40 protein-coding genes are annotated in these 25,913 nt (G+C 42.9%); 1 reads left to right on the top strand and 39 read right to left on the bottom strand.

Annotated elements, in window-relative coordinates:
• Positions 1-382 precede the first annotated feature (382 nt).
• From rplQ to rpsJ, 32 genes are all read right to left on the bottom strand, one after another.
• Positions 383-919: a 50S ribosomal protein L17 gene (rplQ, locus tag G632_RS0113835; RefSeq protein WP_022769964.1), complete on the bottom strand. Its 537-nt coding sequence runs from the start codon at positions 917-919 to the stop codon at positions 383-385.
• A 157-nt stretch (positions 920-1,076) separates the two neighbouring features.
• The gene (locus tag G632_RS0113840) at positions 1,077-2,033 is read right to left on the bottom strand and encodes a DNA-directed RNA polymerase subunit alpha (protein WP_022764378.1); all 957 of its coding nucleotides are present in this window, start codon (positions 2,031-2,033) and stop codon (positions 1,077-1,079) included.
• 63 nt (positions 2,034-2,096) lie between these two features.
• Complete coding sequence (rpsD, locus tag G632_RS0113845; RefSeq protein WP_022769966.1) at positions 2,097-2,690, bottom strand: 30S ribosomal protein S4; 594 nt, start codon at positions 2,688-2,690, stop codon at positions 2,097-2,099.
• Positions 2,691-2,837: 147 nt separating this feature from the next.
• On the bottom strand, positions 2,838-3,245 hold the full coding sequence (gene rpsK / locus G632_RS0113850; RefSeq protein ID WP_022764376.1) for a 30S ribosomal protein S11: 408 nt from the start codon (positions 3,243-3,245) through the stop codon (positions 2,838-2,840).
• Between the two features lie 94 nt (positions 3,246-3,339).
• Positions 3,340-3,708 (bottom strand): 30S ribosomal protein S13, encoded by a 369-nt coding sequence (gene rpsM, locus G632_RS0113855; RefSeq protein ID WP_022769967.1) that lies wholly within the window; start codon positions 3,706-3,708, stop codon positions 3,340-3,342.
• A 166-nt stretch (positions 3,709-3,874) separates the two neighbouring features.
• Positions 3,875-3,988, bottom strand: a complete 114-nt coding sequence (rpmJ, locus tag G632_RS0113860; protein ID WP_013280022.1) for a 50S ribosomal protein L36 — start codon at positions 3,986-3,988, stop codon at positions 3,875-3,877.
• Between the two features lie 129 nt (positions 3,989-4,117).
• On the bottom strand, positions 4,118-5,509 hold the full coding sequence (locus G632_RS0113865) for a uracil-xanthine permease family protein (protein WP_022769970.1): 1,392 nt from the start codon (positions 5,507-5,509) through the stop codon (positions 4,118-4,120).
• A gap of 91 nt (positions 5,510-5,600) precedes the next feature.
• Positions 5,601-5,819 (bottom strand): translation initiation factor IF-1, encoded by a 219-nt coding sequence (infA, locus tag G632_RS0113870; RefSeq protein ID WP_013280019.1) that lies wholly within the window; start codon positions 5,817-5,819, stop codon positions 5,601-5,603.
• Between the two features lie 25 nt (positions 5,820-5,844).
• Complete coding sequence (gene map, locus G632_RS0113875) at positions 5,845-6,597, bottom strand: type I methionyl aminopeptidase (RefSeq protein ID WP_022769971.1); 753 nt, start codon at positions 6,595-6,597, stop codon at positions 5,845-5,847.
• A 4-nt stretch (positions 6,598-6,601) separates the two neighbouring features.
• On the bottom strand, positions 6,602-7,246 hold the full coding sequence (locus tag G632_RS0113880; RefSeq protein ID WP_026512595.1) for an adenylate kinase: 645 nt from the start codon (positions 7,244-7,246) through the stop codon (positions 6,602-6,604).
• 88 nt (positions 7,247-7,334) lie between these two features.
• The gene (secY, locus tag G632_RS0113885; protein WP_022769974.1) at positions 7,335-8,654 is read right to left on the bottom strand and encodes a preprotein translocase subunit SecY; all 1,320 of its coding nucleotides are present in this window, start codon (positions 8,652-8,654) and stop codon (positions 7,335-7,337) included.
• Positions 8,654-9,094, bottom strand: coding sequence for a 50S ribosomal protein L15 (gene rplO / locus G632_RS0113890; protein WP_022769975.1), 441 nt, complete (start codon positions 9,092-9,094; stop codon positions 8,654-8,656). Before rplO ends, secY begins: the two co-directional genes overlap by 1 nt.
• 97 nt (positions 9,095-9,191) lie before the next feature.
• Positions 9,192-9,380 (bottom strand): 50S ribosomal protein L30, encoded by a 189-nt coding sequence (rpmD, locus tag G632_RS0113895; protein ID WP_022764368.1) that lies wholly within the window; start codon positions 9,378-9,380, stop codon positions 9,192-9,194.
• Positions 9,381-9,395: 15 nt separating this feature from the next.
• Positions 9,396-9,905, bottom strand: coding sequence for a 30S ribosomal protein S5 (gene rpsE, locus G632_RS0113900; protein WP_022764367.1), 510 nt, complete (start codon positions 9,903-9,905; stop codon positions 9,396-9,398).
• 18 nt (positions 9,906-9,923) lie between these two features.
• The gene (rplR, locus tag G632_RS0113905) at positions 9,924-10,292 is read right to left on the bottom strand and encodes a 50S ribosomal protein L18 (protein ID WP_022769976.1); all 369 of its coding nucleotides are present in this window, start codon (positions 10,290-10,292) and stop codon (positions 9,924-9,926) included.
• Positions 10,293-10,311: 19 nt separating this feature from the next.
• Complete coding sequence (rplF, locus tag G632_RS0113910; RefSeq protein ID WP_022764365.1) at positions 10,312-10,851, bottom strand: 50S ribosomal protein L6; 540 nt, start codon at positions 10,849-10,851, stop codon at positions 10,312-10,314.
• 15 nt (positions 10,852-10,866) lie between these two features.
• A complete protein-coding gene (gene rpsH / locus G632_RS0113915; RefSeq protein ID WP_013280010.1) occupies positions 10,867-11,268 on the bottom strand; it encodes a 30S ribosomal protein S8 in 402 nt (133 codons plus the stop codon).
• Between the two features lie 171 nt (positions 11,269-11,439).
• Positions 11,440-11,625, bottom strand: a complete 186-nt coding sequence (locus tag G632_RS0113920; RefSeq protein ID WP_022764364.1) for a type Z 30S ribosomal protein S14 — start codon at positions 11,623-11,625, stop codon at positions 11,440-11,442.
• A 21-nt stretch (positions 11,626-11,646) separates the two neighbouring features.
• Positions 11,647-12,186: a 50S ribosomal protein L5 gene (gene rplE, locus G632_RS0113925; protein ID WP_022764363.1), complete on the bottom strand. Its 540-nt coding sequence runs from the start codon at positions 12,184-12,186 to the stop codon at positions 11,647-11,649.
• Between the two features lie 22 nt (positions 12,187-12,208).
• Complete coding sequence (rplX, locus tag G632_RS0113930) at positions 12,209-12,538, bottom strand: 50S ribosomal protein L24 (RefSeq protein WP_022764362.1); 330 nt, start codon at positions 12,536-12,538, stop codon at positions 12,209-12,211.
• A gap of 12 nt (positions 12,539-12,550) precedes the next feature.
• Complete coding sequence (gene rplN, locus G632_RS0113935) at positions 12,551-12,919, bottom strand: 50S ribosomal protein L14 (protein WP_022764361.1); 369 nt, start codon at positions 12,917-12,919, stop codon at positions 12,551-12,553.
• 21 nt (positions 12,920-12,940) lie between these two features.
• Positions 12,941-13,195, bottom strand: coding sequence for a 30S ribosomal protein S17 (gene rpsQ / locus G632_RS0113940; RefSeq protein ID WP_013280005.1), 255 nt, complete (start codon positions 13,193-13,195; stop codon positions 12,941-12,943).
• A 37-nt stretch (positions 13,196-13,232) separates the two neighbouring features.
• Positions 13,233-13,442, bottom strand: coding sequence for a 50S ribosomal protein L29 (rpmC, locus tag G632_RS0113945; protein WP_022764360.1), 210 nt, complete (start codon positions 13,440-13,442; stop codon positions 13,233-13,235).
• A complete protein-coding gene (gene rplP, locus G632_RS0113950) occupies positions 13,439-13,870 on the bottom strand; it encodes a 50S ribosomal protein L16 (RefSeq protein WP_022769978.1) in 432 nt (143 codons plus the stop codon). Before rplP ends, rpmC begins: the two co-directional genes overlap by 4 nt.
• Complete coding sequence (gene rpsC / locus G632_RS0113955) at positions 13,870-14,541, bottom strand: 30S ribosomal protein S3 (RefSeq protein WP_022764358.1); 672 nt, start codon at positions 14,539-14,541, stop codon at positions 13,870-13,872. Before rpsC ends, rplP begins: the two co-directional genes overlap by 1 nt.
• A 19-nt stretch (positions 14,542-14,560) precedes the next feature.
• Positions 14,561-14,956, bottom strand: coding sequence for a 50S ribosomal protein L22 (gene rplV, locus G632_RS0113960; RefSeq protein ID WP_022764357.1), 396 nt, complete (start codon positions 14,954-14,956; stop codon positions 14,561-14,563).
• 31 nt (positions 14,957-14,987) lie between these two features.
• Positions 14,988-15,278 carry a 30S ribosomal protein S19 gene (gene rpsS, locus G632_RS0113965; protein ID WP_022764356.1) on the bottom strand — a complete coding sequence of 97 codons (291 nt, stop codon included), beginning with the start codon at positions 15,276-15,278 and terminating at the stop codon, positions 14,988-14,990.
• Positions 15,279-15,289: 11 nt separating this feature from the next.
• Positions 15,290-16,132, bottom strand: a complete 843-nt coding sequence (rplB, locus tag G632_RS0113970) for a 50S ribosomal protein L2 (protein WP_022764355.1) — start codon at positions 16,130-16,132, stop codon at positions 15,290-15,292.
• Positions 16,133-16,227: 95 nt separating this feature from the next.
• Positions 16,228-16,527 carry a 50S ribosomal protein L23 gene (gene rplW / locus G632_RS0113975; RefSeq protein ID WP_022764354.1) on the bottom strand — a complete coding sequence of 100 codons (300 nt, stop codon included), beginning with the start codon at positions 16,525-16,527 and terminating at the stop codon, positions 16,228-16,230.
• A complete protein-coding gene (gene rplD / locus G632_RS0113980; protein ID WP_022764353.1) occupies positions 16,527-17,150 on the bottom strand; it encodes a 50S ribosomal protein L4 in 624 nt (207 codons plus the stop codon). The genes rplW and rplD overlap by 1 nt, the downstream gene beginning before the upstream one ends.
• Positions 17,151-17,176: 26 nt before the next feature.
• Positions 17,177-17,860, bottom strand: a complete 684-nt coding sequence (gene rplC / locus G632_RS0113985) for a 50S ribosomal protein L3 (protein ID WP_022769980.1) — start codon at positions 17,858-17,860, stop codon at positions 17,177-17,179.
• Between the two features lie 161 nt (positions 17,861-18,021).
• Positions 18,022-18,333 (bottom strand): 30S ribosomal protein S10, encoded by a 312-nt coding sequence (gene rpsJ, locus G632_RS0113990; RefSeq protein WP_013279995.1) that lies wholly within the window; start codon positions 18,331-18,333, stop codon positions 18,022-18,024.
• A 514-nt stretch (positions 18,334-18,847) separates the two neighbouring features.
• Here rpsJ and G632_RS0113995 point away from each other — a divergent pair.
• Positions 18,848-19,711: a class I SAM-dependent methyltransferase gene (locus G632_RS0113995; RefSeq protein WP_022769981.1), complete on the top strand. Its 864-nt coding sequence runs from the start codon at positions 18,848-18,850 to the stop codon at positions 19,709-19,711.
• A gap of 70 nt (positions 19,712-19,781) precedes the next feature.
• Here the strand turns inward: G632_RS0113995 and G632_RS0114000 are convergent, their stop codons facing one another.
• The 7 genes from G632_RS0114000 to G632_RS0114030 all read right to left on the bottom strand — a co-directional run bounded on the left by G632_RS0114000 (position 19,782) and on the right by G632_RS0114030 (position 25,891).
• Positions 19,782-20,504, bottom strand: coding sequence for a GTP pyrophosphokinase (locus tag G632_RS0114000; protein WP_022769983.1), 723 nt, complete (start codon positions 20,502-20,504; stop codon positions 19,782-19,784).
• 155 nt (positions 20,505-20,659) lie between these two features.
• Positions 20,660-21,895: a bacterial transcriptional activator domain-containing protein gene (locus tag G632_RS0114005; protein WP_022769984.1), complete on the bottom strand. Its 1,236-nt coding sequence runs from the start codon at positions 21,893-21,895 to the stop codon at positions 20,660-20,662.
• An 11-nt stretch (positions 21,896-21,906) separates the two neighbouring features.
• Entirely contained in the window at positions 21,907-22,122 is a 216-nt protein-coding gene (locus G632_RS0114010) for a hypothetical protein (protein ID WP_022769985.1), read from the bottom strand.
• 136 nt (positions 22,123-22,258) lie between these two features.
• Complete coding sequence (gene nagA / locus G632_RS0114015; RefSeq protein ID WP_022769987.1) at positions 22,259-23,395, bottom strand: N-acetylglucosamine-6-phosphate deacetylase; 1,137 nt, start codon at positions 23,393-23,395, stop codon at positions 22,259-22,261.
• Between the two features lie 9 nt (positions 23,396-23,404).
• Complete coding sequence (locus G632_RS0114020; RefSeq protein ID WP_022769988.1) at positions 23,405-24,148, bottom strand: response regulator transcription factor; 744 nt, start codon at positions 24,146-24,148, stop codon at positions 23,405-23,407.
• Positions 24,149-24,150: 2 nt separating this feature from the next.
• Positions 24,151-25,002: a carbohydrate ABC transporter permease gene (locus tag G632_RS0114025; RefSeq protein ID WP_022769990.1), complete on the bottom strand. Its 852-nt coding sequence runs from the start codon at positions 25,000-25,002 to the stop codon at positions 24,151-24,153.
• A 1-nt stretch (position 25,003) separates the two neighbouring features.
• The gene (locus G632_RS0114030; protein ID WP_022769991.1) at positions 25,004-25,891 is read right to left on the bottom strand and encodes a carbohydrate ABC transporter permease; all 888 of its coding nucleotides are present in this window, start codon (positions 25,889-25,891) and stop codon (positions 25,004-25,006) included.
• Positions 25,892-25,913: the final 22 nt, after the last annotated feature.

The raw sequence follows: 25,913 nt of genomic DNA on the forward strand, positions 1-25,913 counted from the left end.
CGAAAGCATGCTTATCAATTAAACTACACGAGGGCTATCCACATATGTCGCCATTTTCTATCAATAAAGAAGGAAGCTCCTCCTGACGTGGAATTCCTCATCAGTAAAGAGCTTCTTCCAATCCGACCTGGACGCAAAGACCCTCGCAAAGTCAAAGTCCAAACCGCTATAAGCTTTCTGTACAGAGTAGCTTAACAAACTAATTATACTATCATTTCGGCAGATGGACATCTGCCTATTTTCTATGCCCTGAAGGTTTAAAAACCATCAAAAAAAGAGAACTGATTACCTTATTCAGGTTCTCAGTTCTCTATTTCTTTTTGTTGTCATCTTATCTTAATGACATTGGGCTATTGCCGTATCCCTTTTAAGTGGCTTGTTATCAAACGAGCTCAAGAACAACCATCATAGCTGCATCGCCTTTTCTCTGGCCGATCTTAACGATTCTTGTATAACCACCCTTACGTCCAGCGTACTTAGGGCCATACTCATCGAAAAGCTTAGCTACGAGATCAACTTCCTTAGTGTTTTTCTTTCTTCCTGCCTTCTCAGTAGGAACCTCAGTTACAGGGTAAAGAGTCTTAAGGAGCTGACGTCTTGCATGCATACGTGAAGGAAGATCCTTCTTGATTTCCTTCTTAACAGTTGTATACTTTGTAACCTTCTTGCCATCTACAACTTCTTTTACTCTCTTGCCATCTTTGTCCTTCTCAGGAACCTTAGCTTCAACAGTAACTGTCTCGAAGTTGTCCTTCTCCTTAGCTGCAAGAGTGATCATAGGCTCTACGATCTTCTTGATTTCCTTAGCTCTTGCCTCTGTGGTAATGATCTTACCATTGTAAAGAAGTGCTGTTACCTGGTTACGAAGAAGTGCTCTCCTAGGTTTTGTTGCTTTTCCAAGCTTTCTGTACATTGCCATTTTAAATTACTTCCTTTCTCATTTGCAGGGTTCCCCCTGCTGTGGTACATCAAAGGATGCACATCGGTCTTACTCCTTAGATGCTGTTAATGATCCATTATGAGAATCCACCTCAGTACGCATCGGATTTACCTTCAGCGGAAATCATATAACAAAATTATTCGCCGTCCTGTCTGAGTGAAAGTCCGAGCTCATCAAGCTTAGCAAGAACCTCCTCAAGTGACTTACGTCCAAGATTACGAACCTTCATCATATCGTCTGAAGTCTTGTTAGCAAGCTCCTGAACGGTATTGATGCCTGCTCTCTTAAGGCAGTTGAATGAACGAACTGAAAGCTCAAGTTCATCAATTGACATTTCGAGAACTTTGCCCTTCTCATCATCTTCCTTCTCTACCATAACCTCAGCGGTCTTAGCATTCTCGGAAAGATCAATGAACAGGCTTAAGTGCTCACTGAGAACCTTAGCTGCAAGGCTTACAGCCTCGTCGGGACCAAGTGTTCCATCCGTGTGAACATCAAGTGTAAGTTTGTCAAAGTCTGTAACCTGACCTACACGAGTGTTCTCTACAGTTACATTTACTCTCTCAACAGGAGTATAGATAGAATCGATAGCGATCACACCGATAGGAAGATCACCGGTCTTATTCTTGTCAGAGCTTACATATCCTCTTCCCTTTGTGATGGTGAGCTCCATGTAGAGCTTAGCATCCTTACCGGAAAGTGTGGCGATAACCTGATCAGGATTCATGATCTCGATATCCTGGTCAACCTGAATATCAGAAGCCTTTACAACGCCCTCACCATTGAACTCAATGTATGCAGTCTTTGGCTCGTTTGTATCAGAACTGTTCTTGATTGAAAGGTTCTTGATGTTCATGATGATCTCAGTTACATCTTCCTTAACTCCGGGAATAGAACTGAACTCATGTAATACGCCTTCGATTTTGACCTGACTTACTGCTGCTCCTGGTAATGAAGAGAGCATAATCCTACGAAGGGAATTGCCCAGTGTAATACCGTAACCTCTCTCAAGAGGCTCGACTACGAATTTACCATACTTCTTATCATCTGAGATTTCAGCAACTTCAATATTTGGTCTTTCAAAATCAAACACTGATATACCCTCCTTATGTGGTTTGTTAACATTTTATAATAATAATGAATTGCTAAGCAATTATTATTTAGAGTACAACTCGACGATAAGCATTTCATCTACAGGAACGTCAATAGCTTCTCTTGAAGGAAGCTCCTTGATTGTGCCCTGAAGGCTCTCTTTGTTAACATCGATCCACTCAGGAACAAGTCTGCCTGCTGTGATCTCTGAGATATCCTTAAATCTCTGGATATTCTTTGCAGCCTCTTTTACTTCGATAACATCACCAGCCTTGATGAGGTATGAAGGGATGTTGATAACCTTGCCATTTACAGTGATGAACTTGTGAAGAACAACCTGTCTTGCTTCTCTTCTTGTTCTTGCAAATCCCATTCTGAAAACTACGTTATCAAGTCTTGTCTCAAGAATTGTCATAAGGTTTGAACCTGTCTGACCCTTCATTCTATCAGCCCTGTCATAGTAGTTTCTGAAAGGCTTCTCAAGTACTCCATAAATGAACTTAGCCTTCTGCTTCTCACGAAGCTGAAGTCCGTACTCACTCATCTTCTTACCAGCTCTAGCTGATGTTCTCTTTGACTTCTTGTCATATCCAAGGAATGTTGGATCAAGATCAAGAGATCTGCATCTCTTTAAAACGGGAACTCTGTTTACTGCCATTTTTGGCTCCTTTCTTTTTCTCAGATGATGTCTTCATCTGATGTTGTTTACAATGCTTTAAAACTTAATTCGCACCTTCGTCCAACGAGTTAATTGTCAAAAATATAATCTATATTTGCACATGTAACCCGCAAACAATGAGTATGATTATACTCTACGACGCTTAGGTGGTCTGCATCCGTTATGTGGTACAGGTGTTACGTCTGTGATAGATGTAACTGTAAGGCCGCTTGCAGCAAGAGCTCTGATTGCAGCTTCTCTTCCTGATCCTGGTCCCTTAACGAATACATCAACAGTCTTAAGGCCGTGAATAAGTGCAGCCTTAGTTGCTGTCTCTGCAGCTACCTGTGCAGCATAAGGAGTAGATTTCCTTGAACCCTTAAATCCCAGACCACCGGCACTTGCCCAGCTAAGAGCGTTTCCTGCAGCATCTGTCAATGTAACGATTGTGTTATTGAAAGATGACTGAATGTGTGCCTGTCCGTGTTCAACGTTTTTCTTGACACGTTTCTTAGCAGCTGATTTCTTTGCTGCTGATGATTTCTGATTTGCCATTTTAAACTAACCTACTTTCTTCCTATAAATCTTTGTTTTTTGTTACTGTTCTGAACTCGCCATGCCCGGGTTCATATTCAAAGGCTAATGAAGATTATTTCTTCTTGTTAGCGATTGTTCTCTTTGGTCCTTTTCTTGTTCTTGCATTTGTCTTAGTTCTCTGACCACGGCAAGGAAGTCCTCTTCTGTGACGTACGCCTCTGTAACATCCGATCTCAGTGAGTCTCTTGATGTTCATGGCAACTTCTCTTCTAAGGTCACCTTCTACTTCGTAGTCATTACCGATAACCTCGGCAATTCTCTTAACTTCATCGTCTGTAAGATCACGAACACGTGTGTCCGGATTTACTTTTGCTGCTTCAAGAATCTTGTTTGAGCTTGTTCTACCGATACCGTAGATGTATGTCAAACCGATCTCTACTCGCTTATCTCTAGGTAAATCAACACCTGCAATACGAGCCATTTAAAAATCCTCCATAAAAATAAATAATAATGATAAAAATAGTTACTTGTTTGATTGGGGCTTTTAAGCTACGCCCAATCGGACAGAAACGGGTCCGATCTTTCCAATACGCTATAGATCAGCATGTTCTATATTGGTATCAAAAAGTAATCCGAATTGGCTCGAATTAACCCTGTCTCTGTTTGTGCTTAGGGTTGTCACAGATAACTCTGATAACGCCCTTTCTCTTGATAACCTTGCACTTCTCGCACATAGGCTTAACAGAAGACCTAACTTTCATTGTTACTCCTTTCTTACGCATGGATAAAATGCCTTGAAAAGGGCATAATATGCCCTTCTCACAAAAAGACCGACTTATAATATAACACAAACAAATTCAATACGCAACAGGTTTTTTACAAAAAATCGATTATTTTTCGTTATTTTCCTCTTCTATATTGTTAAAGCTAACACCTCTGTTGATATCGCCCTTATGATTATCACCGAAATTGTAATCATTACCCGGAAGAATAGCATTAAGAATGATTCCGAGAAGAGCTGCGATAGCCAGTGAAGTAAGTGTTATTGATGTGCTTCCGATTGTAAATGTAATACCATCTGTGAATCCAAGACCTGATACAAGGATTACTGCAGCAACGATAAGGTTTCTTGACTTAGTGAAGTCTACCTTGTTCTCAACTACGTTTCTTACACCGATAGCTGATATCATTCCGTATAATACAAAGCTTATTCCGCCGATGATAGCTGTTGGCATTGTTCCGATGATATCGGCAATCTTAGGAATGAAGCTGACGATGATTGCATAAACAGCAGCAATTCTTACTACCTTAGGATCATATACTTTAGAAAGTTCAAGTACTCCTGTGTTCTCACCGTAAGTTGTATTTGCAGGTCCGCCAAACATTCCTGCAAGTGCAGTTGCAAGTCCGTCACCAAGGAGTGTTCTGTTAAGACCGGGATCTTCTATGAAATTCTTGGATGTTGTAGCAGAAATTGCTGAGATGTCACCAACATGTTCCATCATGGTTGCAATTGCAATAGGTGCCATAACAAGTATTGCTGTAATATCAAATTTAGCGATTACAAACTTAGGAAGTCCAACCCATGCAGCTGTAGCAATAGGTGCATAATCAATGATTGCTGATCCGTCAGCATTGGTCATTCCAAAAGCCTGGAAAATAACCGCAACCAGATAAGAGATTACTACACCCATAAGGATAGGAATGATCTTCCACATTCCCTTACCCCAGATATTAAAGATGATTACAACCAAAAATGCGATGATTGCAAGAATCCAGTTAGCTGAAGCATTTCCGATTGCAGAAGGCGCAAGTGAAAGTCCGATGCAGATGATGATCGGTCCTGTAACAACAGGTGGAAGGTAGTGCATAACCTTTTTTACACCAACCAGTCTGAAAATAAGCGCAAGGATAAGATAAAGAAGACCTGCGACAACAATACCGCCACATGCATAAGGAAGCTTCTCTCCATATGTCATGTTTGCATATTTTCCTGTATTAAGATTTGCTATTGTGGCAAAGCCGCCGAGAAATGCGAATGATGATCCCAGAAAAGCCGGAACCTTGAATTTAGAACAAAGATGAAACAGAAGTGTACCAAGTCCTGCAAAGAATAGTGTTACCTGGACTGAAAGTCCCTCACCGTTAAAATAGCCGTTGACCAAAATAGGAACCAGAATGGTTGCTCCAAACATAGCAAACATGTGCTGCAAACCTAAAACCGCCATTTTCGGCTTCCCCAATGTTGTGGCATCATAAATAGCCTGTCTTTTTTCTCCCATATTCTCCTCCAATCTGAAATTGTGTAAACCTTTCAATTCATCAGTATAACACAAAACCGGAGTGCTATACACTCCGGTTTAAACAATCTGATTATTTATCTCTCCAAATAATTCTGCCCTTTGTAAGATCGTATGGTGACAGCTCAAGTGTTACCTTGTCACCGGGCAAAATTCTGATGAAGTTCTGCCTGAGTTTGCCGCTGATATGAGCAAGAACAACGTGTCCGTTCTCAAGCTCAACCTGGAACATTGTGTTGGGCAACTTCTCAATAACCTTTCCTTCAATTTCAATTACATCAGCCTTTGACATCTTTATCCTCCTTAAATCCTTACTGTCAAATGATAGTCAGTATCTCTGGTTCACCATCCGTGATGGCTATAGTATTTTCATAATGGGCTGAGAGCTTACCGTCAACGGTAACCACCGTCCATTCGTCATCCAACCAGCCTACATATCTCTCACCGAGAGTTATCATGGGTTCTACGCATATTGTCATGCCCTTTTTAAGCTTAGGCCCAGGCCAGAACTTCTTATAGTTCGGCACTATCGGGTCTTCATGGAGGCTTTTGCCTATTCCATGACCTGTGAGCTCTCTGACAACACCATATCCGTGACTTGTAACGTAATTGTCAACCGTTCTTGATATCTCATGTAGTCTGTGTCCTGCTCTGGCCTTTTTGATTCCTTCAAAAAAGCTGTCCCTGGCCACATCAATAAGATCCTGAGCTTCGTCACTGATCTTGCCGACACCCCATGTTCTTGCTGCGTCAGAATGAAAGCCTTTATATATAAGTCCTGTATCGAAGGTGACTATGTCGCCCTCCTTAAGGATCCTATCTTTACTTGGTATTCCGTGAACAACCTCGTCATTCACAGATATGCAAACAGAGGCAGGAAATCCCTCATAGTCTTTGCAGTTTGGTATTCCACCAAGTGCACGGATAGCCTTCTCGCCGATTTCATCCAGCTCAAAGGTAGAGATTCCGGGTCTTAGAGCAGCATGCAGTTCATCATGAACCTTTGCTAAAAGATGCCCTGACTGTCGCATAAGTTCTATTTCTTCATCAGTTTTGATCGTAATAGCCATATTCTTATGCGTTTAAGATATTTACAATATCACTGAATACTTCCTGCATGTCTTTTGTTCCGTCTACTGACTTCAAGATATTCTTCTTGTTGTAGTAGTCGATAAGAGGCTGAGTCTGCTCATGATAAACTGATAATCTGTTCTGAACTGTCTCAGGCTTATCATCGTCTCTCTGAACAAGCTCGCTTCCACATTTATCGCAGATTCCTTCCTGCTTCGGAGGAATGTGCTCAATATGATAGGTTGCACCACACTTAAGGCATGCTCTTCTGCCTGACATTCTGCGAACGATGTTCTCATCAGGAACATCAACGTTGATTGCGAAATCAACCTTATCGCCGAGCTTTGTAAGCTCTTTGTCAAGAACATCTGCCTGTGGGATTGTACGTGGGAATCCGTCAAGAACATATCCGTTCTTGCAATCGTCTGCAGCTACTCTGTCCAGAAGGATCTCAACTGTGAGCTCATCCGGAACAAGCTGTCCTTTGTCCATGTACTCCTTGGCCTTTTTGCCAAGCTCAGTACCGTTTTTGATGTTGGCTCTGAAGATATCTCCTGTTGAGATATGCGGAATGTTAAACTTCTCCGCGATCATCTTAGCCTGTGTTCCTTTTCCTGCACCAGGTGCACCTAACATAATAATTTTCATATTCATTCACCCTTCTCAAAAATTAAGATAAGAGGTTTCAAGACCTGCACTATGCAGACCTTGACGCCTCTTATTATTGTACCATAGCTTAATCTTCCAGGAAACCTTTGTAATTACGAACAAGCATCTGTGATTCAATCTGCTTGATTGTCTCAAGGATAACACTTACTACGATGATAAGTGATGTTCCTCCGAATGAAACACTTGCACCAAATACACCATTAAAGAAGATTGGAAGTACACCGATTATTGTCAGTCCGCATGCTCCAATGAAAATGATGTAATTGAGAATACCTGTAAGGTAATCACTTGTAGGCTTACCGGGTCTGATTCCGGGTATAAATCCGCCCTGCTTCTTCATATTATCTGCAATCTCAATAGGATTGAAGGTAATTGATGTATAGAAATACGCGAAGAAGATAAGTAATAAAATATAAACCAAAAGTCCGATTGAATAATTCCAATGGTTTGGATTGCACCAGTTACTCTGGTTAAGGTAAGCAAGAATCTTACCCCAGGTACCTGATCCCTGATAACCAGCCAGCTGGCTGATAATGATTGGGAACTGGAAGAGTGACATTGCAAAGATGATAGGCATAACACCTGCAGTGTTAACTTTCAGAGGAATCTCTGAACGTTGTCCGCCATAGGTCTTTCTACCCTGGATCTTCTTGGCATACTGTACAGGAATCCTGCGCTCAGCGCCGTTAAGAAGAACAACCAATACTACCATTGCAACAATAACAGCTAAAATAATAATTGCTGAAACTACTCCCCTAGCAATAGGCTTTCCACTTACGAACTGCTCAAATAATGAGCTGATGTCTGACGGCATTCTTGAAAGAATGTTAATAGTCAGGACAATAGAAATTCCGTTTCCAACCCCATTCTCGGTGATTCTCTCACCAACCCACATCAGGAATGCACTACCAGCTGTAAGAGCTGCTACAATCTGAACTACGAGGAATGGATTCTGCTGTGTGAGGAATCCTGTGTTCCTGTAGAAACCAATTGCCATTGCGATGGACTCGATAAGCGCTAATGCGATAGTGATGTATCTTGTAAGCGCTGTAAGTTTCTTTCTTCCGTCCTCTCCGTCTCTCTGCCACTCCTCAAACTTAGGAATAGCAATTGTGAGAAGCTGAATGATAATGGAAGATGTGATGTACGGTGTGATATTGAGTGCCAGGATTGACATGTTCTCAAATGATCCACCGGTGAATCGATCCATAAAGCCAAAAGCGTCACTCTCTGTAAGTCCGGAAAACCAGTTACGGAAAACAGCTGTGTTCATTCCCGGTACGGGAATAGCTGATCCGAGTCTGATTACGCAGAGCATTAAGAAAGTAAAAAGAATCTTCATTCTTATTTCTTTGACCTTTAATGCATTCATTAGGGATTTAAACATTAGATCACCTCTGTTGTTCCACCAAGTGCCTCGATCTTCTGCTTAGCTACTGCACTGAAAGCATTAGCCTTAACCGTGAGCTTCTTAGTAATCTCGCCGTTTCCAAGAATCTTAACGCCATCAAGTTCTTTCTTGATTATACCCTGATCCTTGAGTGCCTGTACATCAACAACTGCACCATCCTCAAATACGTCAAGAGCACATACGTTGATTCCTACGATATTCTTGTGATTGATGTTCTTGAAGCCTCTCTTGGGAAGTCTTCTGAACAGAGGCATCTGACCACCTTCGAAACCAGGTCTTGGTGCACCGGAACGAGCCTTCTGACCCTTGTGTCCCTTACCGGCAGTCTTGCCGTTTCCTGATCCATGACCACGGCCTCTTCTAAAATTATCGCTCTGTACAGAACCCTCAGCGGGTCTTAAGTTGGATAATTCCATGATATTCCTCCTTATTAATGCCGAAACCCCAAGCGCTATACGCAGCCATAGGCCACTCGCGCTATCGTAATACAGTTTCGGATGATTGTAATGTTAATTAGATCTCTTCAACCTTAACAAGGTGTCTGATCTGCTGGATCTGACCTCTTGTTGCAGAGTTGTCAGGCAGCTCAACACTGCTGTTAAGCTTCTTGAATCCCATTGATTTTACTGTTGCTACCTGCTTAGGTACAGCGCCAATTGTGGACTTAACCAATGTGATCTTAAGTTTCTTCTCGCTTGCCATTGATTTTTCCTCCTATTATGCAGTAACTTCTGCTACAGACTTACCGCGCTTTGCTGCTACCTCTTCAGGTGTCTTTAACTGAGCAAGACCATTGATTGTAGCATAAACAACATTCTGCTTGTTGTTTGAACCAAGTGACTTTGTTCTGATGTTTCTGATACCTGCAAGCTCACATACAGAACGAGCAGGACCACCAGCGATGATACCGGTACCTTCAGGTGATCTCTTCAGTAAAACTTCAGCTGAGCCGAACTTACCGATGAAATCATGTGTGATACTGTTGTTCTCATCAAGAGGAACAGTAATAAGGTTCTTAGTAGCATCTTCCTTACCCTTACGGATAGCATCCGGGATTTCTGTTGACTTACCCAGACCAACACCAACGTGTCCGTTGTTGTCACCAACAACTACAAGGGCTGTGAACTTCATGTTACGTCCACCTTTAACAACCTTTGTAACACGCTTGATGGTTACAACTTTATCTGTTAATTCCAGCTGACTTGCATCAACGATATTACGCTTCATTTGTAAACTTCTCCCTTCTTAGAATTCCAGGCCAGCTTCTCTGGCTGCATCAGCAAGAGCCTTAACCTTACCATGATAGATATAACCGCCTCTATCAAAAACTACGGCCTTGATACCCTTCTCTAATGCTCTCTTTGCTACAACATCTCCGATCTTTGTTGCTGCTTCGATGTCGTCTGTATTCTTGAGCTCAGCCTTGATATCCTTTTCAAGAGTTGAAGCAGATACAAGTGTTGTGCCATTTACGTCATCAATAACCTGAGCATATACGTGGTTATTGCTTCTGAATACTGCGAGTCTAGGTCTCTCAGCACTGCCGCTGAAACGATTACGGATTCTCATGTGCTTTTTAGCACGTACTTTTGATCTTGATTCCTTACTAACCATTGTGCACTCTCCTTCTTAATTATTTCTTACCGGTCTTACCAACTTTACGTCTGATAACTTCATCAGCATACTTGATTCCCTTGCCCTTATAAGGCTCTGGAGCTCTCTTTTCTCTGATGATAGCAGCGTGCTGGCCAACCGCCTCTTTGTCAATTCCCTTAACTGTGATTGTCTGTCCCTCTACAACTGTCTCAACTCCTTCAGGATCAACAAGCTCTACAGGGTGTGAATAACCAAGTGTCAGAGAGAGTGTCTTGCCGTTTTTAGCAGCTCTGTAACCTACACCGTTAACCTCAAGCTTCTTCTCGAAACCATCTGTTACACCAACAACCATGTTGTTGAGAAGGCTTCTTGAAAGACCATGTAATGCTCTAGTCTTCTTCTGATCGTCTGGTCTCTTAACCTCGATCTGTCCATTCTCCTGCTCGAAAGAAATCTCTGCAGGGAATACTCTTGTAAGGGTTCCCTTAGGTCCCTTTACAGTCACCTTATTATTTTCTGCAACTTCTACTGTTACACCAGCAGGAACTGCGATTGGCATTTTTCCAATTCGTGACATGCCCGTACCTCCAATTTACCAAATGAATGCAAGAACTTCGCCGCCAACCTGGAGCTCTCTTGCCTTTTTATCAGTTACAACGCCCTGGTTTGTAGAAATGATTGCAATACCAAGACCACCTAATACTCTGGGAAGCTCATCCTTGCCTGCGTATACACGAAGACCAGGCTTTGAGATTCTCTTAAGACCTGTGATAACCTTATCGTTTCTGTCAGCACCGTACTTAAGAGTGATGTGAAGATTCTTGAAAGCGCCATCTTCAACAACATCAAGCTTCTTAATATAACCCTCCTCAAGAAGAATGTTTGCAATTGCAAGCTTCATCTTTGAAGAAGGAACATCAACTGTGTCATGCTTTGCAGTATTTGCGTTACGAATTCTTGTAAGCATATCTGCAATAGGATCGTTCATTGCCATTTTAAATTTGCCTCCTTAATTATTTTTGCTTCGCCTTACTACTCCCCGAATTGAGCAGAGACACGAAGCCGCAATGCGCGCTTATGTGTTTCTCATTTCACAAAGAGTAATACTATTTTTAATATACGTGACTCCCATCCCAGAGTCACAATAAGTGCTGCGGAACGCAGCTTACCAAGATGCTTTTCTTACACCAGGAATCTCGCCCTTATATGCAAGCTCACGGAAGCAAATTCTGCAGATTCCGTACTTTCTAAGATAAGCATGAGGACGACCGCAGATCTTACAACGGTTATAAGCACGTGTAGAGAACTTTGGTTTCATCTGCTGTTTCAACTTCATGGATAATTTAGCCATTGTGTCTTATTTCCTCCTTAATTACTTTGCAAAAGGCATATTGAACAGTGTAAGAAGCTCTCTAGCCTCTTCGTCTGTCTTAGCAGTTGTTGTGAAAATGATATCCATACCTCTTGTCTTATCAATCTTGTCATACTCGATCTCAGGGAAGATGAGCTGCTCCTTGATACCAAGAGCATAGTTACCTCTTCCGTCGAAAGAGTTAGGATTGATTCCTCTGAAGTCACGTACACGAGGAAGTGCAAGGTTTACGAGACGATCAAGGAAATCGTACATCTTATCACCACGAAGAGTTACCTTGCATCCGATAGGCATACCCTCTCTTAACTTGAAGTTAGCGATTGACTTCTTAGCCTTTGTGATAACAGGCTTCTGACCGGAAATAATGGTCATATCATTTGCAGCGTTCTCAAGAAGCTTAGCATTCTCCTTTGCTTCTCCAACACCCATATTGATAACGATCTTGTCGAGCTTTGGAACTTCCATTACATTCTTGTAACCGAACTTCTTTGTCATAGCATCAACGATCTCATTCTTGTATAAATCCTTATATCTACTCAACGTAATTTACCTCCTTTCCTTATCAGTCGATTATGTCGCCGGTCTTCTTAGCAACACGGTTCTTCTTTACAACCTTACCATTCTCGTCCTTCTCAACCTTGAATCCGATCTTGGTAGGCTGTCCCTTATGAAGATAAACAACGTTTGAGATATCAAGAGCAGCTTCTCTTTCTACCACTCCGCCATTAGGATTCTTTGCTGAAGGCTTCTCGTGTATTGTAGCCTTGTTAAGACCCTCAACGACTACCCTTCCGTTCTTAGCATCAACAGAAAGAACCTTGCCTTCCTTGCCGAGCTCTTTTCCAGCGATTACTCTTACAGTATCGCCCTTCTTGATCTTACTTGTTGACATCTAGGCGCCTCCTTATAATACTTCAGGAGCAAGAGAAAGAATCTTCATGAACTTCTTCTCACGAAGCTCTCTAGCTACTGGTCCAAAAATACGTGTTCCCTTAGGCGTACCATCTTCATTGATAACAACAGCAGCGTTCTCATCAAATCTGATGTAGGAACCGTCCTTACGACGTGTCTCTTTAACAGTACGAACGACAACAGCCTTTACAACATCACCCTTCTTTACAACTCCGCCGGGTGTTGCTTCTTTAACAGAAGCTACGATTGTGTCGCCGATTCTCGCATATCTTCTTGTAGATCCACCCATAACACGGATTGTAAGAAGCTCTTTAGCACCTGTGTTATCAGCGACTCTAAGTCTACTTTCCTGCTGAATCATGATATTTCTCCTTTTTTCGAATTACTTTGCACGTTCAATAATGGATACAAGTCTCCATCTCTTATCCTTGGAGATTGGCTTTGTCTCCATGACCTTAACTGTGTCACCGATACGGCACTCGTTGTTCTCGTCATGAGCCTTAAGCTTATAGGTTCTCTTTACGATCTTCTTGTAAAGAGGGTGCTTAACATGGTCCTCAATGGAAACTGTGATGGTCTTGTCCATCTTATCGCTTGTTACTTTACCAACACGCGTTTTTCTTAAATTTCTTTCCACGATCAATTTCTCCTTTTAGATTTAGGCTAACACCGGCTTAGTTAGCAGCCTTAGCATTCTGTGTGATTACAGTCTGGATTCTTGCAATATTTCTTCTTACTTCTTTAATTCTTGCTGTATTATCCAGCTGGTTTGTAGCGTTCTGGAATTTCAGATTGAAAAGTTCCTTCTTAGCTGTTACAAGCTCTGTCTGGAGCTCTTCTGATGACTTAGCCAGAAGCTCTTCTACATACTTATTTGTCTTCATTTAGATACACCGCCTTCCAAATCAGCCTTTGAAACGATCTTGCATTTGCAAGGAAGCTTGTGTGTCGCAAGACGAAGAGCTTCTCTCGCATCGGCCTCGGCAACTCCACCGATTTCGAACATTACACGACCAGGCTTAACAACAGCTACCCATCTATCAGTTGCACCCTTACCGGAACCCATACGTGTTCCAAGAGGCTTTAAAGTGATTGGCTTGTCAGGGAAAATCTTGATCCATACCTGACCACCACGCTTGATGAAACGTGTCATAGCTACACGGGCTGCCTCGATCTGGTTTGAATTGATCCAGCAAGGCTCAAGCGCAACAATTCCGTACTCACCATAAGTGATTGTGTTACCACGAGTGATTTTATGAGCCATTGAACCGCGGAACTGCTTGCGGTGCTTAACTCTCTTTGGCATTAACATTATTTATCGCTCCCTTCCTTATCTGAATTCTCAACTGCCTTTGACTTAAGTACTTCACCCTTGTAGATCCATACCTTAACACCAACTTTTCCGTAAGTTGTGTCAGCCTCAGCAAAACCATAGTCGATATCTGCTCTGAGTGTCTGAAGAGGAATTGTTCCCTCGCTGTAGAACTCTGAACGAGCGATATCTGCGCCACCAAGACGTCCTGAGCAGCAAGCCTTGATACCAAGGGCATCTGTCTTCATTGTTCTGCTCATGCAAGACTTCATAGCTCTTCTGAAAGATACACGGTTCTCAAGCTGCTGTGCAATGTTCTCTGCAACAAGCTGTGCATCCTTATCAGGCTTCTTGATCTCTTTGATGTCAACAAGAACTTTCTTGTCTGTGAGCTTTGAAAGCTCCTTCTTTGTTACTTCGATCTCAGCACCGCCCTTACCGATTACAACACCGGGCTTAGCTGTGTATACGATAACCTTTACTCTGTCTGATGCTCTCTCGATCTCAATCTTAGAAACACCGGCAGCATATAACTTCTTCTTCAGAAATTTTCTGATATTGTAATCTTCAACCAGATTGTTAGCGAAATCTGATGACTCAGCATACCACTTTGAATCCCAGTCAGCGATAACACCAACTCTGAGGCCATGAGGATTAACTTTCTGTCCCATTACTTGGTTCTCCTTTCAATTATCTCTCGTCCAATACAACAGTCAGATGACTCATTCTCTTGTTGATTCTGTAAGCTCTGCCCTGTGCTCTAGGCTGAATTCTCTTCATGATAGGGCCGTTGCTTGCTGTACACTCAGCAACATAGAGATTAGCTCTGTTCATACCCTTGTTGTTCTCAGCGTTTGCTACAGCGCTGTTAAGGAGCTTGTAGATAACGCTTGATGCATATCTTGGATTGTATGCAAGGATTGCAAGTGCAGTCTCAACATCCTTTCCTCTGATAGCGTCCATTACGAAGCATGCCTTCTGAACTGGTATTCTTGCGTAAGATAACTTAGCAAAAGGTCTTGTCTCTCTATTGTCACGATTTCTTGCTCTTTTAATTTGTGATCTATGCTTAATTTCCTTTTCCACGTTAGTAGACCTCCTTTCATTGAATAACTAATTAGTTTATGCTGCTCTTTCTCTCAACGGGAGAATTTCCAGCATGTCCTTTGAAGGTTCTGGTAGGAACGAACTCACCGAGCTTGTGTCCAACCATATCTTCAGTAACATATACAGGAATATGCTTTCTTCCGTCATGAACAGCGATAGTGTGTCCAACAAAAGACGGGAAAATTGTAGAACGACGTGACCAAGTCTTGATAATCTGCTTCTGGCCCTCTGCGTTCATAGCATCTATCTTCTTAAGCAGGCTTGCGTCTGCAAAAGGTCCCTTTTTAAGTGATCTAGACATTTTATTCCTCCTTATTTGATGGCTTTACCGTTTCTTCTTCTTACGATGAGCTTGTTGGAAGCCTTCTTAGCCTTACGTGTCTTATAACCAAGAGCTGGCTTACCCCAAGGTGTGCTAGGGCCAGAACGTCCGATAGGAGCTCTTCCTTCTCCACCACCGTGTGGATGGTCGTTAGGGTTCATAACAGAACCACGAACTGTAGGACGGATGCCCATGTGACGAATACGTCCGGCTTTACCATAGTTGATAAGGTTGTGATCACCATTTCCTACAACACCGATTGTTGCTCTGCACTCGATAGGAACCATTCTCATCTCGCCTGAAGGAAGACGAAGTGTTGCGTACTTACCTTCTTTAGCCATGAGCTGTGCAGCGTTTCCTGCTGAACGAACCATCTGGCCGCCCTTTCCAGGATAAAGCTCGATGTTGTGTACGTTTTCACCGACAGGAATCTGTGAAAGTGGGAGGCAGTTACCAACACGGATCTCTGCGTTAGCACCGTTCATAACTGTCATGCCATCTGTTAATCCGTTAGGTGCAAGGATATAAGCCTTTGTGCCATCCTCGTACTGGATAAGTGCGATATTTGCTGATCTGTTAGGATCATACTCAATTCCGATAACCTTTGCAGGCATATCGTCCTTGTTTCTCTTGAAATCAACGATTCTGTACTTAACTCTGCCGCCGCATCCACGATGTCTTACTGTGATCTTACCCTGATTGTTACGACCAGCTTTGCTGTTCTTTGAAACAATGAGTGACTTCTCAGGAGTGCTCTTTGTGATCTCTGAAAAATCAGATCCAGTCATGTTTCTTCTGGATGGGGTATATGGGCCGTATTTCTTAATTCCCATGATTATTTCTCCTTTTGTTTTTATCACGTGCCCGGCGCTGTGCGCTGAATCCCGGACTCAAATTGGATTCGCACGTATATTCATCAGTTCTTAAATTAGAGTCCCTGGAAGATCTCGATGTCCTTGCTGTCCTCTGTGAGCTGAACGATTGCTTTCTTAGTCTTAGCTGTGAAACCAATTGTCATGCCACGTCTCTTCATCTTGCCGTCAGCGTTGAGGGTGTTAACCTTCTTAACCTTTGTTCCCTCGAACATCTTCTCTACAGCTTCCTTGATCTGTGTCTTGTTAGCTTCAGGATTAACAAGGAAAGTGTACTTCTTATCTGCCATTGCGTTCATACTCTTCTCTGTAAGAACAGGCTTAAGGATTACGTCATAATACTGTAATGCTGCCATTAGCAATACACCTCCTCTATCTTTGCTACTGCATCCTTTGTAAGGACGAGTGTTCTTGCGTTTACGATATCATAAACATTAAGTGTGTTTGTAAGTGTTGTGTTTGCCTCTGCAAGGTTTCTTGCTGAAAGTACTACGTTCTGATCGTTGTCAGCAAGTACTACAAGTGCCTTACGTGTAGCCTTGAGGTTGTTCATAACCTCTGCAAACTTCTTAGTCTTGATCTCATCGAACTTAAGCTCGTCAACTACGATAAGGTTGTTGTTCTGAGCCTTGTCTGTAAGTGCAGACTTAAGTGCAGCTCTCTTCTCCTTCTTGTTCATCTTGAAAGAGTAATCTCTTGGAACCGGAGCGAATACAACTCCGCCGCCCTTCCACTGAGGAGCTCTGATAGATCCCTGTCTTGCGTGACCTGTTCCCTTCTGTCTCCAAGGCTTTCTTCCGCCTCCGGAAACTTCAGAACGTGTCTTTGCTTTCTGTGTACCCTGGCGCTTGTCAGCGAGCTGCTGAAGAACTGCCATGTGTACGAGATGTTCATTTACTTCAACTCCGAAGATAGCATCGTTTAAATCGATCTTGCCAACTTCTTTGCCTTCCATATTGTAAACAGATACATTAGCCATCTGTATGGTCCTCCTTTCGCGCTTAATTAATTTTCAGCCTTTACGGTTTCCTTGATAGCAACAAGTCCCTTCTTAGGTCCAGGAATAGCGCCCTTTACAAGAATAAGATTCTTGTCTGCATCTACTCTTACAACCTCAAGATTCTGAACTGTTACCTTTACGCTGCCCATGTGACCAGGCATTCCCTTGCCCTTAAATACGCGGCTGGGATCTGAACTGGAACCATTAGAACCCTGATGACGGTGGAACTTGGAACCGTGTGCCATAGGTCCTCTGTGCTGACCGTTCTTCTTAATAGCACCCTGGAATCCTTTTCCCTTTGAAACAGCTGTTGCATCAATCTTGTCGCCTTCTGCGAAGATATCAGCCTTGATCTCAGCACCAAGTGCATAATCAGCAGCATTCTCGAACTTGAACTCTCTTACATATCTCTTGCAAGAAACTCCAGCCTTCTTGAAATGTCCCTGCTCAGCCTTTGTTGCTCCGTGACGGTGGTAGATTGTCTTGCTTCCGTTCTTGTCCTTGTTAACAACCTTTTCTTTCTTGTCAACAAATCCAACCTGAACAGCGCTGTAACCATCGTTCTCAACTGTCTTGATCTGTGTTACTACGCATGGTCCTGCCTGAAGAACAGTTACAGGAACCAGTGAACCATCTTCTTTGAAGATCTGGGTCATTCCGACCTTAGTAGCTAAAATAGCCTTCTTCATGTTTTTTACCTCCTTATTACGTCTACAGCGGATGCTTACTTCATTCGCAATGTCGCTTTAATTGTCTGCAACGATTGACAATTCTCCAGTTTTTCACGGCATCATGCGTCTCGCATCATACTAGTAGAGGTGAATTGATTGTTTCTATTATCAAAGATGAATTATTTCATCTTGATGTTGATGTTTACACCTGCAGGCATCTCGAGTCTCTGAAGAGCCTCAACTGTCTTTGATGTAGGTGTGATGATATCGATAAGTCTCTTGTGAGTTCTCTGCTCGAACTGCTCTCTGGAATCCTTATACTTGTGAACCGCTCTGAGGATTGTAACAACTTCCTTCTTAGTAGGAAGAGGCACTGGTCCACTAACCTGAGATCCGTTCTTCTTGACTGTCTCGATGATCTTCTTGGCTGATGCATCAACAAGCTGATGATCATAAGCCTTAAGAGTAATTCTCATTACCTGATTTGCCATAAAAAAAGTCGCCTCCTTTTCGCACTTTTTGATCTAAGTACGACAAGCGGTGACTGTACACTCTCCCGTGTGTGTCCTGACCCTTATCACAAAGTAAGGCCTTGGAACTATCTACACGTCGTTTCTGCCTTTGGGTTAGTAGGCAGACTTACAATTGTCTGTACAGTGACTTGTCGTCAGTTTGTTTGGCCATTATTCCGGCCTCTAGACATTCGCTCCACGGAAAACCTGCTCAACTGGATAAGCAGCAACCTCACGCTTCATAGCTATCATGTCACAGCGTTTGTTAGTATAAAACATTTTTTGTGCATATGCAACAAGTTTTTGAAAATTAATCACTTTTAATATAAAATCAGCCTTTTATAACGGTTTTTCTTGATGTATTTTAACCTATTACCCTATCCGTATAGCCTCTGACCATATATAGATGTATTATGTTTCGTGCATTTGTCACAAAAATCGATTTAGTATATCATATTTAATAAAGAAAAGAACTATTCTATGGAGAAAAAATATGTGGATAGCAGACAATTGGAAAGACTATGAAGTCATAGATACCTCAACAGGTGAGAAGCTTGAGCGCTGGGGTGATTATTTTCTGGTTCGTCCCGACCCCCAGGTAATCTGGAATACGGACAAAAGACATATCGGCTGGAAGAAACCCAACGGCCATTATCACCGCAGCAACAAGGGCGGCGGTGAATGGGAATTCCATAATCTCCCCGAGGAGTGGTCAATAACCTACAGAAATCTTACTTTTAATTTAAAGCCCTTCAGTTTCAAGCACACAGGTCTTTTCCCTGAACAGGCAGCCAACTGGGATTGGTTCTCTTCATTAATAAAGAAGGCAGATCGTCCAATCAAGGTTCTCAACCTCTTTGCTTACACCGGAGGAGCCACAGTATCAGCTGCCAAGGCCGGCGCCAGCGTTACACACGTCGATGCCTCCAAGGGTATGGTTGCCTGGGCAAAAGAGAACGCAGCTTCATCAGGTTTGGCAGAAGCACCCATCAGATATCTGGTGGACGACTGCACCAAGTTTGTGGAAAGAGAAATAAGAAGAGGCAATAAGTACGATGCCATCATCATGGATCCTCCTTCCTATGGAAGAGGGCCAAAGGGTGAGATATGGAAGATTGAGAGCAGCGTATTCCCTTTTATCAAACTCTCATCCCAGCTTCTTTCCGACAATCCGCTCTTCTTCCTTATTAATTCATATACAACAGGGCTTCAGCCGGCAGTTCTTTCCTATATGCTTCACACTGTCCTTGATCCAATCCATAAGGGTGAAGTTGAGGCAGAAGAAATCGGCCTTCCTGTAAAGAGCAATGGTCTTATCCTCCCCTGCGGAGCCAGCGGAAGATGGACAGCAAGATAAACTGATCCATAACAAAAGGATGCGTGAACTTCTCACGCATCCTTCATTATTATATAGAACAAACTCTATACTACTTTGACTCATCAATCTTATCTCTGATCTGCTGCATTCGCATATCGATCTGATTGATCAGGTCTGCACTGAACTTAAGATCCTCGGTTATGACCTCGGCGTTCTCGATGTCTTTTTTATACTTCATCTCATGTTCAAGGCTTGCCCAGAAGTCCATTGCTATTGTTCTGAACTGAACCTCTACCTTCATGTATTCCTTCTCTTCTGTGAGGTAAATAGGAACTTCAATGATAAGGTGAAGACTTCTGTATCCTGTATCCTTGGGAGTCTCAATATAATCCTTGCGCTGAAGGATCCTGATATCATCCTGTCTCTCAAGGCAGTCGGCCAGCATATAGATGTCATCTACAAAGGAACAGATAACCCTGATTCCTGCAATATCCGACAGGTACTTATTGATATTCTCGATGTTGAAATCAGCACCCTTATTCTCCAGCTTGTAAAAGATACTTACCGGAGTCTTGAGTCTCATCTTGATGGACTCAAAGGGGTTTCTTTTATTTCTCAGGGAGAGCTCTTTGTTGAGTATGCCAAGCCTTGTCCTTACTTCTGTAAGCGCACAGTCGTACTTCATCATAAGGATCTTGAAATCATCTGTAAGATCTCTTTTCCTGAGCAGTTTCTCTATATCGACCTGTGTGACTTCATCGTCTAAAGGATCTGCACTTCCCGGTATTGGTTTATATTTTAAATCTCCGCTATTCTGGTGATCTACCGTCACTTCATCCACTTCCTTTCTGGTATTTCACTAATATGAATTATACAATAATCCGCCGGGTTATATGTGAACGAACTATTAAGAATTCAAGAAAAAACCGCATGACTAAAAGCCACGCGGAATTTTCTCCTCATAAAAAACCACAATATTTCTATTGTTTACTTGGCCTCTGCCAGTCTGTCCGGCAGATCTGCCAAAGATACAACGCTATACTCAAGCTCTGTCCTTGGACCTGCTATAAGCTTAAACTTGTTAAGCAGCCTTCTGTATACAGTCTTGCAACTCTCCTTGTTGGTTCCAACCAGAAGAAGTAAGTACTGTGATGCCGAGTACTTGCAGAAGGTATCGCCCTGTCTAAGGGTAAGCGCTATTGCTTCCTGCAAAAGCTTAGCCCTTGTCTCAAGCTTGGCTGCGTTGGTAATCCTCTTGCCTTCGTAGTCTACTATATTAAGAAGCATCATATAAACTGACTGTCCGCTTCTCTCCATGTTACGACTAAGAATATGATAAGCATCGATAAAGCTCGGGTATGAGCAATCGTAAGCTCCGTCATCATCGCCGGCAACAGCACCGCGGTGCTCCAGAATTCCATCTCTGATCTGAAGGATCTTGCCGGGTGTATTGGTAATCTGACGGCTCATCTTGTCATAACATTCAAGAAGGTCATTACTTGGAGTAACTCCCAGCTCGTCAGTATAATACCTTACAGTCTCATCATATACTGCATATGCTTCCTTGAAAGCATCCATTCCTATAAGGGCATTGATCTCACCGATCTGCCACTCATCATCAGGATAGAGCTCAGCAGCTTTCTTGTAAATGCGAAGCATGGTCTCATAATCTTTTTTCTTCTCATAGTATGAGCCCAGGGCAACTACTGCCTCGGCGTACATCTTCTGATACTGAACGCTCTTGATTATGAGCCACTCCTGTGTTGCAAGCTCAGGAAGCACCTCTGACTTGTACTCATCAAAGGCTGCCCTGTATAAAGAGATCATCTCAGCTTCATCTTCTGCAGCTCTTGCTGCCTCGATGTTATGAACAAATCTAAGGACGTCGGAATCAATCTCGATCTCGTCATCTGCAAAGAAGATGCCGTCTCTGTTGACCACATAATCGTAATCCGGAAGACCTGACTTCTTGATCTGCTTGTGAAGCTGATATATGAGGTTATTGAAGCTGTTGCTAAGGTTTGACTGCTCTTCTCTATCATAAAGGATGCTGGTCAGCTGTTCCTTCTGAATGCCGGCATCTCCGCTAAGCCACACGATCTCCAATAACTGAACATACTTCGCTGTCTTGTTCTTGCCGATTGATATGTTCTTACCCTCATAATTAATCGCAAGCCCACCAAACATATTTACTTGTAAAATACTCTTATCCCCTCGTTCCATAAAGGATTCCCCTACTTGTTCACTGCTACGTTGGTATTTCCTACATAATTGCAGACGCTTAAGGTTTCACTAGTACCGTTTCTATTCTCTGTTCTAAAGTTTGACCACTTACAACACCAACACTCTTTCATAGGAACCAGCGCCCCGTCATCCGGTTCAAAGTGTTCACAGCAATAGTTTTCCTTTACGACCAAAAGACCGTTCTCATCATATATTCTCTTTTCCATGAAAATGCCCCCTTGGCTTCATAAATGAAATTCCTTTTTTTCATTCTAAGCATATCATGAAAATAAATTTCAAATCATAAACTTGTCGAGAATTGTACTTTTTTTGTCGCCAAATGATATTTTAGCATAAAAAAGATCACCCGATGGGTGATCCTTTTCTAAAAATTGTATTAATTGAGAGATCTTTTTTATTCAAAAGAACTATATCCGCCAACTTACCGGGCTCCAAACTTCCATATTTATCATAGATTCCGATGCGCTTTGCAGGATTAACGGTAGCTGCTGCCACGGCCACTTCCAGTGGAAGCCCCATATCCAGCACCACAGTCCTCAGGCAGTCCATAAGATCTGTTCCCGATCCTGCGATGGCTCCTCCGTCCTTAAGCCTTACTTCTCTGCCCTTCTTTATGGCAGGAAGTCCGCCGAGATCATACTCACCGTCAGGCATTCCGGTGGATCTCATGCTGTCACTTATAAGAATCATTCTCTCCGGTCCCATCATCTCAAAGGTTGCCCTCACAGCTGCCGGATGAATATGAATGCCGTCGCAGATAAGCTCTGCCGTAACATGCTTTGAATCAAACACAGCTCCAACAACTCCGGGCTCTCTGTGGCTCATTCCCGTCATGGCATTGTAGAGATGAACTGCATGACACGCCCCGGCTCCGAAAGCCTTCATGGCTGTCTCATAATCCGAAGCCGTGTGTGCAAGAGATACAATAACCTTGTCTTTTACGGCTTCAATGTATTTCTCAAAGTCAGGATTTTCCTCAGGCGCAAGTCCTATTATTTTCAAAAGACCTTTCGACGCCTCGTAAAACTCATCCACGATGGCAGGATCGCACTTCTTTATAAACTCTGCATTCTGTGCGCCTTTTTTAACAGGGCTTATAAAAGGTCCTTCCATGTTAAAGCCCACAAGATCAGATAGCTTATCGTTTCCCTTAGCAGCAAACTCTGCTCCCAGAGATAGCACGTGCTTTAGGTCTTCGACAGGGAGTGTCAACGTTGCGGGGCATATGGCTGTAACGCCGCGTGATACCTCATATTCAGCAATCTTTTCGAAAGCCTCTGCGTTTCCGTCGCATACATCCTCTCCCATTGCTCCGTGAAAATGGATGTCTATGAGTCCGGGAATAGCTGCGCACCCGGTGGCATCAATCACTTCCTCGCCATCAGTAGGGCCATCTGCAATAAGCCCGTCTTTTACATAGAGGTCTTTTTCATGAAAATTTCTGTCTTCTCCAAAAACACTTGCACCTGTAATCTTCATTCCTGCTTTTCACCTCAAAAATTTGTTTCTGTATTCATTGGCACTCATTCCGGTGTATTTCTTGAATACCCTTGAGAAATGAGCTGTATCGGCAAAGCCCACTCTGTCGGAAATATCGGCTATATGAAGTGATGAATCCTCCATGAGCTCTTTTGCATTCTCGATTCTGATCTCGTTGAGGACATCGGAAAAGCTCTTGCCGGTACTGTTAAGGAGTTTGCTCAAATGCCAGTGGCTGACGTAAACCTTCTCGGCAACATCAGTCAGGGTTAGCTTTTCTTTGTAGTGCTGCTCAATGTAGCTGATGGCCTGCTTGACGATAAAATTGTTGGCTGTTGTGTTGTCGTCCGCAGTGGGCTCCTGGTCCGATGAAGAAGCACCGGCAAGTCTCTCAGAAAGGCTCTCCATGGCTTCATCAAGCTCTTTCATCTTGGAGGGCTTGACCAGATATCTGAACACGCCAAGATTTAGAGCTTCTCTTGCGTAGTCAAAGTCGCGATACCCGGTAAGGATTATCACCTGGAGATTCTTGTGCTCAGAGCGCAGAGCTGCCAGCATGGTAAGTCCGTCCATACCCGGCATTCTTATATCAGTAAAAAGAATATCCGGCTGGCACTTTTCTACCATGGCAAGCCCCTCTTTACCTGAGGAGGCAGTACCTGCTACGACACAGTTGTATTTCTCCCAGTCAACTATTTTCTTAAGGCCCTCTGCGATAACGGGCTCATCATCAACAATAAGTACTTTATACATACTCAACCCTTTACGGCACCTGCTGTCATCCCTTTAATTATATACTTTTGCAGGAAGATATACACTACAATAACGGGAATGATAACCAGCGTAACAGCTGACGCCATCAGTCCGTAGTTGGTTCCCTCTTTGGAGGTCAGCTCATTAAGAAGCCTTGTGATGGCCTGCATCTCGGGTCTTCTAAGGAAGAACATCTGAGTAAACAGATCGTTGTAACTCCAGAGGAATGAGAATATTGCTACGGTCACGAATGACGGCTTGCCAAGAGGAACCACGATCCTGAAGAAGATCTGAGGAATAGAGCAGCCTTCAAGGTGTGCTGCTTCCTCAAGTTCCAGAGGCAGAGACTGTACATATCCCATGAGTACTATTATAGCAAAGCTCATATTACCTGCAATCTGTGGCAGTATAACGGATACCATGTTGAGTATCCAGCTTGATGTATTGGTTATGTGCCAGCTTGATTCCATGGTGTAAACAGGAATGATGGTGGAGAATACCGGGAACATCATTGCTGCAATTACCAGGGTATGCATAAGCTTTTTTAACTTGAAATCAAATCTTACAAGAGCAAAAGATGCAAGACCTGCAAGGATCATAACTCCAACTGTTACACAGCCGGAAATGAATATGCTGTTCATATAGGCGTGTCCGATATCAAGTCTGTCAAAAGCTCTTTTGTAGTTAGCAAGTGTAAACAGGTCACCTACCGGCAGAGCAAAGCTCTTTGCAAGGATCTTGTCCTTGGCCTTAAAGGAGTTTTCCAAAACCCAGAACAGAGGATATATGGTTGTTAGAGCCCACGCGCTAAGAAGGATATAAAGACATGCGAGCCCGACTTTATTTCTTTTCATATCAGAAGTCCTCGCTTTCTTTAAATACCAGCCTTGTCAGTCTTGAGAGCACTACTCCCAGCACAACGATAAGAACCGCAAGGGTTGCACCATAGTCAACGTTCTTGGCCTCCATGGTCTGATAGTACATGTAGGTACCGGTAAGGAAGGTCTCCTTAAGTGGCATTCCCTTGGGGAACATGGTCCATGGAAGATCGAATACCTTCAGGGCTCCGGTAACTCCCAGGGTAAGACATGTACACAGAACATTTCTAAGAAGCGGAAGCGATATATACCACACTCTCTGGAATCTTGTGGCGCCGTCAATGGCAGCCGACTCATAGAGTTCCTGAGAGATGTTGTTAAGTCCGGTCTGAAGTATTACAAAATAAAAGCCAACATATTGCCAGACAACAGGGATCATCATGGTCATGATGGCCAGCTTCTCGCCCTTCCAGTCTATCAGCTCAGTCCGTCCAAAGAGCTCAAGGAACTGGTTAAGCATACCTTTGTCATAGAGGAAGATAAGGTTAAAGAGAAGTCCCAGTGCGGTAGCGGAAATGACGATGGGGAAGAAATAAACAGTTCTGAAGAACTGAGTTCCTCTCTCGATATTATCAACAAGAATAGCCAGTAAAAGAGCTATTCCCACCTGTCCCACGATTGTGGCGATGATCATGATAAATGTATTTTTCAGTGAAGTTCTGACAACCGGATCTGTCACCAGCTTCACATAGTTTTCATACCACGGTGTATTCCATTTTGTTCCGAATGTTCCGAGATTCTTGATGCCGCGAAAGCTGCCGTATATGTTTACAAAAAACGGATAGTAAAGATAGATGATCATGAACAGAAACGCAGGCGCAAGAAATAAAAAGACATACTTTTTGCTCTTGTATATGTTAGACATAAGTAACCCCTCTTATAATTTC

It is taken from the genome of Butyrivibrio sp. NC2007, from assembly GCF_000421405.1.
Taxonomy (GTDB): Bacteria; Bacillota; Clostridia; order Lachnospirales; family Lachnospiraceae; genus Butyrivibrio.

Excerpts from the sequence above, each read along its gene's own strand:
- rplQ (WP_022769964.1), bottom strand. The coding sequence starts at position 919 with ATGGCAATGTACAGAAAGCTTGGAAAAGCAACAAAACCTAGGAGAGCA.
- rpsD (WP_022769966.1), bottom strand. The coding sequence starts at position 2,690 with ATGGCAGTAAACAGAGTTCCCGTTTTAAAGAGATGCAGATCTCTTGAT.
- rpsK (WP_022764376.1), bottom strand. The coding sequence starts at position 3,245 with ATGGCAAATCAGAAATCATCAGCAGCAAAGAAATCAGCTGCTAAGAAA.
- rpsM (WP_022769967.1), bottom strand. The coding sequence starts at position 3,708 with ATGGCTCGTATTGCAGGTGTTGATTTACCTAGAGATAAGCGAGTAGAG.
- rpmJ (WP_013280022.1), bottom strand. The coding sequence starts at position 3,988 with ATGAAAGTTAGGTCTTCTGTTAAGCCTATGTGCGAGAAGTGCAAGGTT.
- G632_RS0113865 (WP_022769970.1), bottom strand. The coding sequence starts at position 5,509 with ATGGGAGAAAAAAGACAGGCTATTTATGATGCCACAACATTGGGGAAG.
- infA (WP_013280019.1), bottom strand. The coding sequence starts at position 5,819 with ATGTCAAAGGCTGATGTAATTGAAATTGAAGGAAAGGTTATTGAGAAG.
- map (WP_022769971.1), bottom strand. The coding sequence starts at position 6,597 with ATGGCTATTACGATCAAAACTGATGAAGAAATAGAACTTATGCGACAG.
- G632_RS0113880 (WP_026512595.1), bottom strand. The coding sequence starts at position 7,246 with ATGAAAATTATTATGTTAGGTGCACCTGGTGCAGGAAAAGGAACACAG.
- secY (WP_022769974.1), bottom strand. The coding sequence starts at position 8,654 with ATGTTTAAATCCCTAATGAATGCATTAAAGGTCAAAGAAATAAGAATG.
- rplO (WP_022769975.1), bottom strand. The coding sequence starts at position 9,094 with ATGGAATTATCCAACTTAAGACCCGCTGAGGGTTCTGTACAGAGCGAT.
- rpmD (WP_022764368.1), bottom strand. The coding sequence starts at position 9,380 with ATGGCAAGCGAGAAGAAACTTAAGATCACATTGGTTAAGTCCACAATT.
- rpsE (WP_022764367.1), bottom strand. The coding sequence starts at position 9,905 with ATGAAGCGTAATATCGTTGATGCAAGTCAGCTGGAATTAACAGATAAA.
- rplR (WP_022769976.1), bottom strand. The coding sequence starts at position 10,292 with ATGGTTAGTAAGGAATCAAGATCAAAAGTACGTGCTAAAAAGCACATG.
- rplF (WP_022764365.1), bottom strand. The coding sequence starts at position 10,851 with ATGTCACGAATTGGAAAAATGCCAATCGCAGTTCCTGCTGGTGTAACA.
- rpsH (WP_013280010.1), bottom strand. The coding sequence starts at position 11,268 with ATGGCAATGAACGATCCTATTGCAGATATGCTTACAAGAATTCGTAAC.
- G632_RS0113920 (WP_022764364.1), bottom strand. The coding sequence starts at position 11,625 with ATGGCTAAATTATCCATGAAGTTGAAACAGCAGATGAAACCAAAGTTC.
- rplX (WP_022764362.1), bottom strand. The coding sequence starts at position 12,538 with ATGTCAACAAGTAAGATCAAGAAGGGCGATACTGTAAGAGTAATCGCT.
- rplN (WP_022764361.1), bottom strand. The coding sequence starts at position 12,919 with ATGATTCAGCAGGAAAGTAGACTTAGAGTCGCTGATAACACAGGTGCT.
- rpmC (WP_022764360.1), bottom strand. The coding sequence starts at position 13,442 with ATGAAGACAAATAAGTATGTAGAAGAGCTTCTGGCTAAGTCATCAGAA.
- rplP (WP_022769978.1), bottom strand. The coding sequence starts at position 13,870 with ATGTTAATGCCAAAGAGAGTTAAGCACCGCAAGCAGTTCCGCGGTTCA.
- rpsC (WP_022764358.1), bottom strand. The coding sequence starts at position 14,541 with ATGGGACAGAAAGTTAATCCTCATGGCCTCAGAGTTGGTGTTATCGCT.
- rpsS (WP_022764356.1), bottom strand. The coding sequence starts at position 15,278 with ATGTCTAGATCACTTAAAAAGGGACCTTTTGCAGACGCAAGCCTGCTT.
- rplB (WP_022764355.1), bottom strand. The coding sequence starts at position 16,132 with ATGGGAATTAAGAAATACGGCCCATATACCCCATCCAGAAGAAACATG.
- rplW (WP_022764354.1), bottom strand. The coding sequence starts at position 16,527 with ATGGCAGCATTACAGTATTATGACGTAATCCTTAAGCCTGTTCTTACA.
- rplD (WP_022764353.1), bottom strand. The coding sequence starts at position 17,150 with ATGGCTAATGTATCTGTTTACAATATGGAAGGCAAAGAAGTTGGCAAG.
- rplC (WP_022769980.1), bottom strand. The coding sequence starts at position 17,860 with ATGAAGAAGGCTATTTTAGCTACTAAGGTCGGAATGACCCAGATCTTC.
- rpsJ (WP_013279995.1), bottom strand. The coding sequence starts at position 18,333 with ATGGCAAATCAGGTAATGAGAATTACTCTTAAGGCTTATGATCATCAG.
- G632_RS0113995 (WP_022769981.1), top strand. The coding sequence starts at position 18,848 with ATGTGGATAGCAGACAATTGGAAAGACTATGAAGTCATAGATACCTCA.
- G632_RS0114005 (WP_022769984.1), bottom strand. The coding sequence starts at position 21,895 with ATGGAACGAGGGGATAAGAGTATTTTACAAGTAAATATGTTTGGTGGG.
- G632_RS0114010 (WP_022769985.1), bottom strand. The coding sequence starts at position 22,122 with ATGGAAAAGAGAATATATGATGAGAACGGTCTTTTGGTCGTAAAGGAA.
- nagA (WP_022769987.1), bottom strand. The coding sequence starts at position 23,395 with ATGAAGATTACAGGTGCAAGTGTTTTTGGAGAAGACAGAAATTTTCAT.
- G632_RS0114020 (WP_022769988.1), bottom strand. The coding sequence starts at position 24,148 with ATGTATAAAGTACTTATTGTTGATGATGAGCCCGTTATCGCAGAGGGC.
- G632_RS0114025 (WP_022769990.1), bottom strand. The coding sequence starts at position 25,002 with ATGAAAAGAAATAAAGTCGGGCTCGCATGTCTTTATATCCTTCTTAGC.
- G632_RS0114030 (WP_022769991.1), bottom strand. The coding sequence starts at position 25,891 with ATGTCTAACATATACAAGAGCAAAAAGTATGTCTTTTTATTTCTTGCG.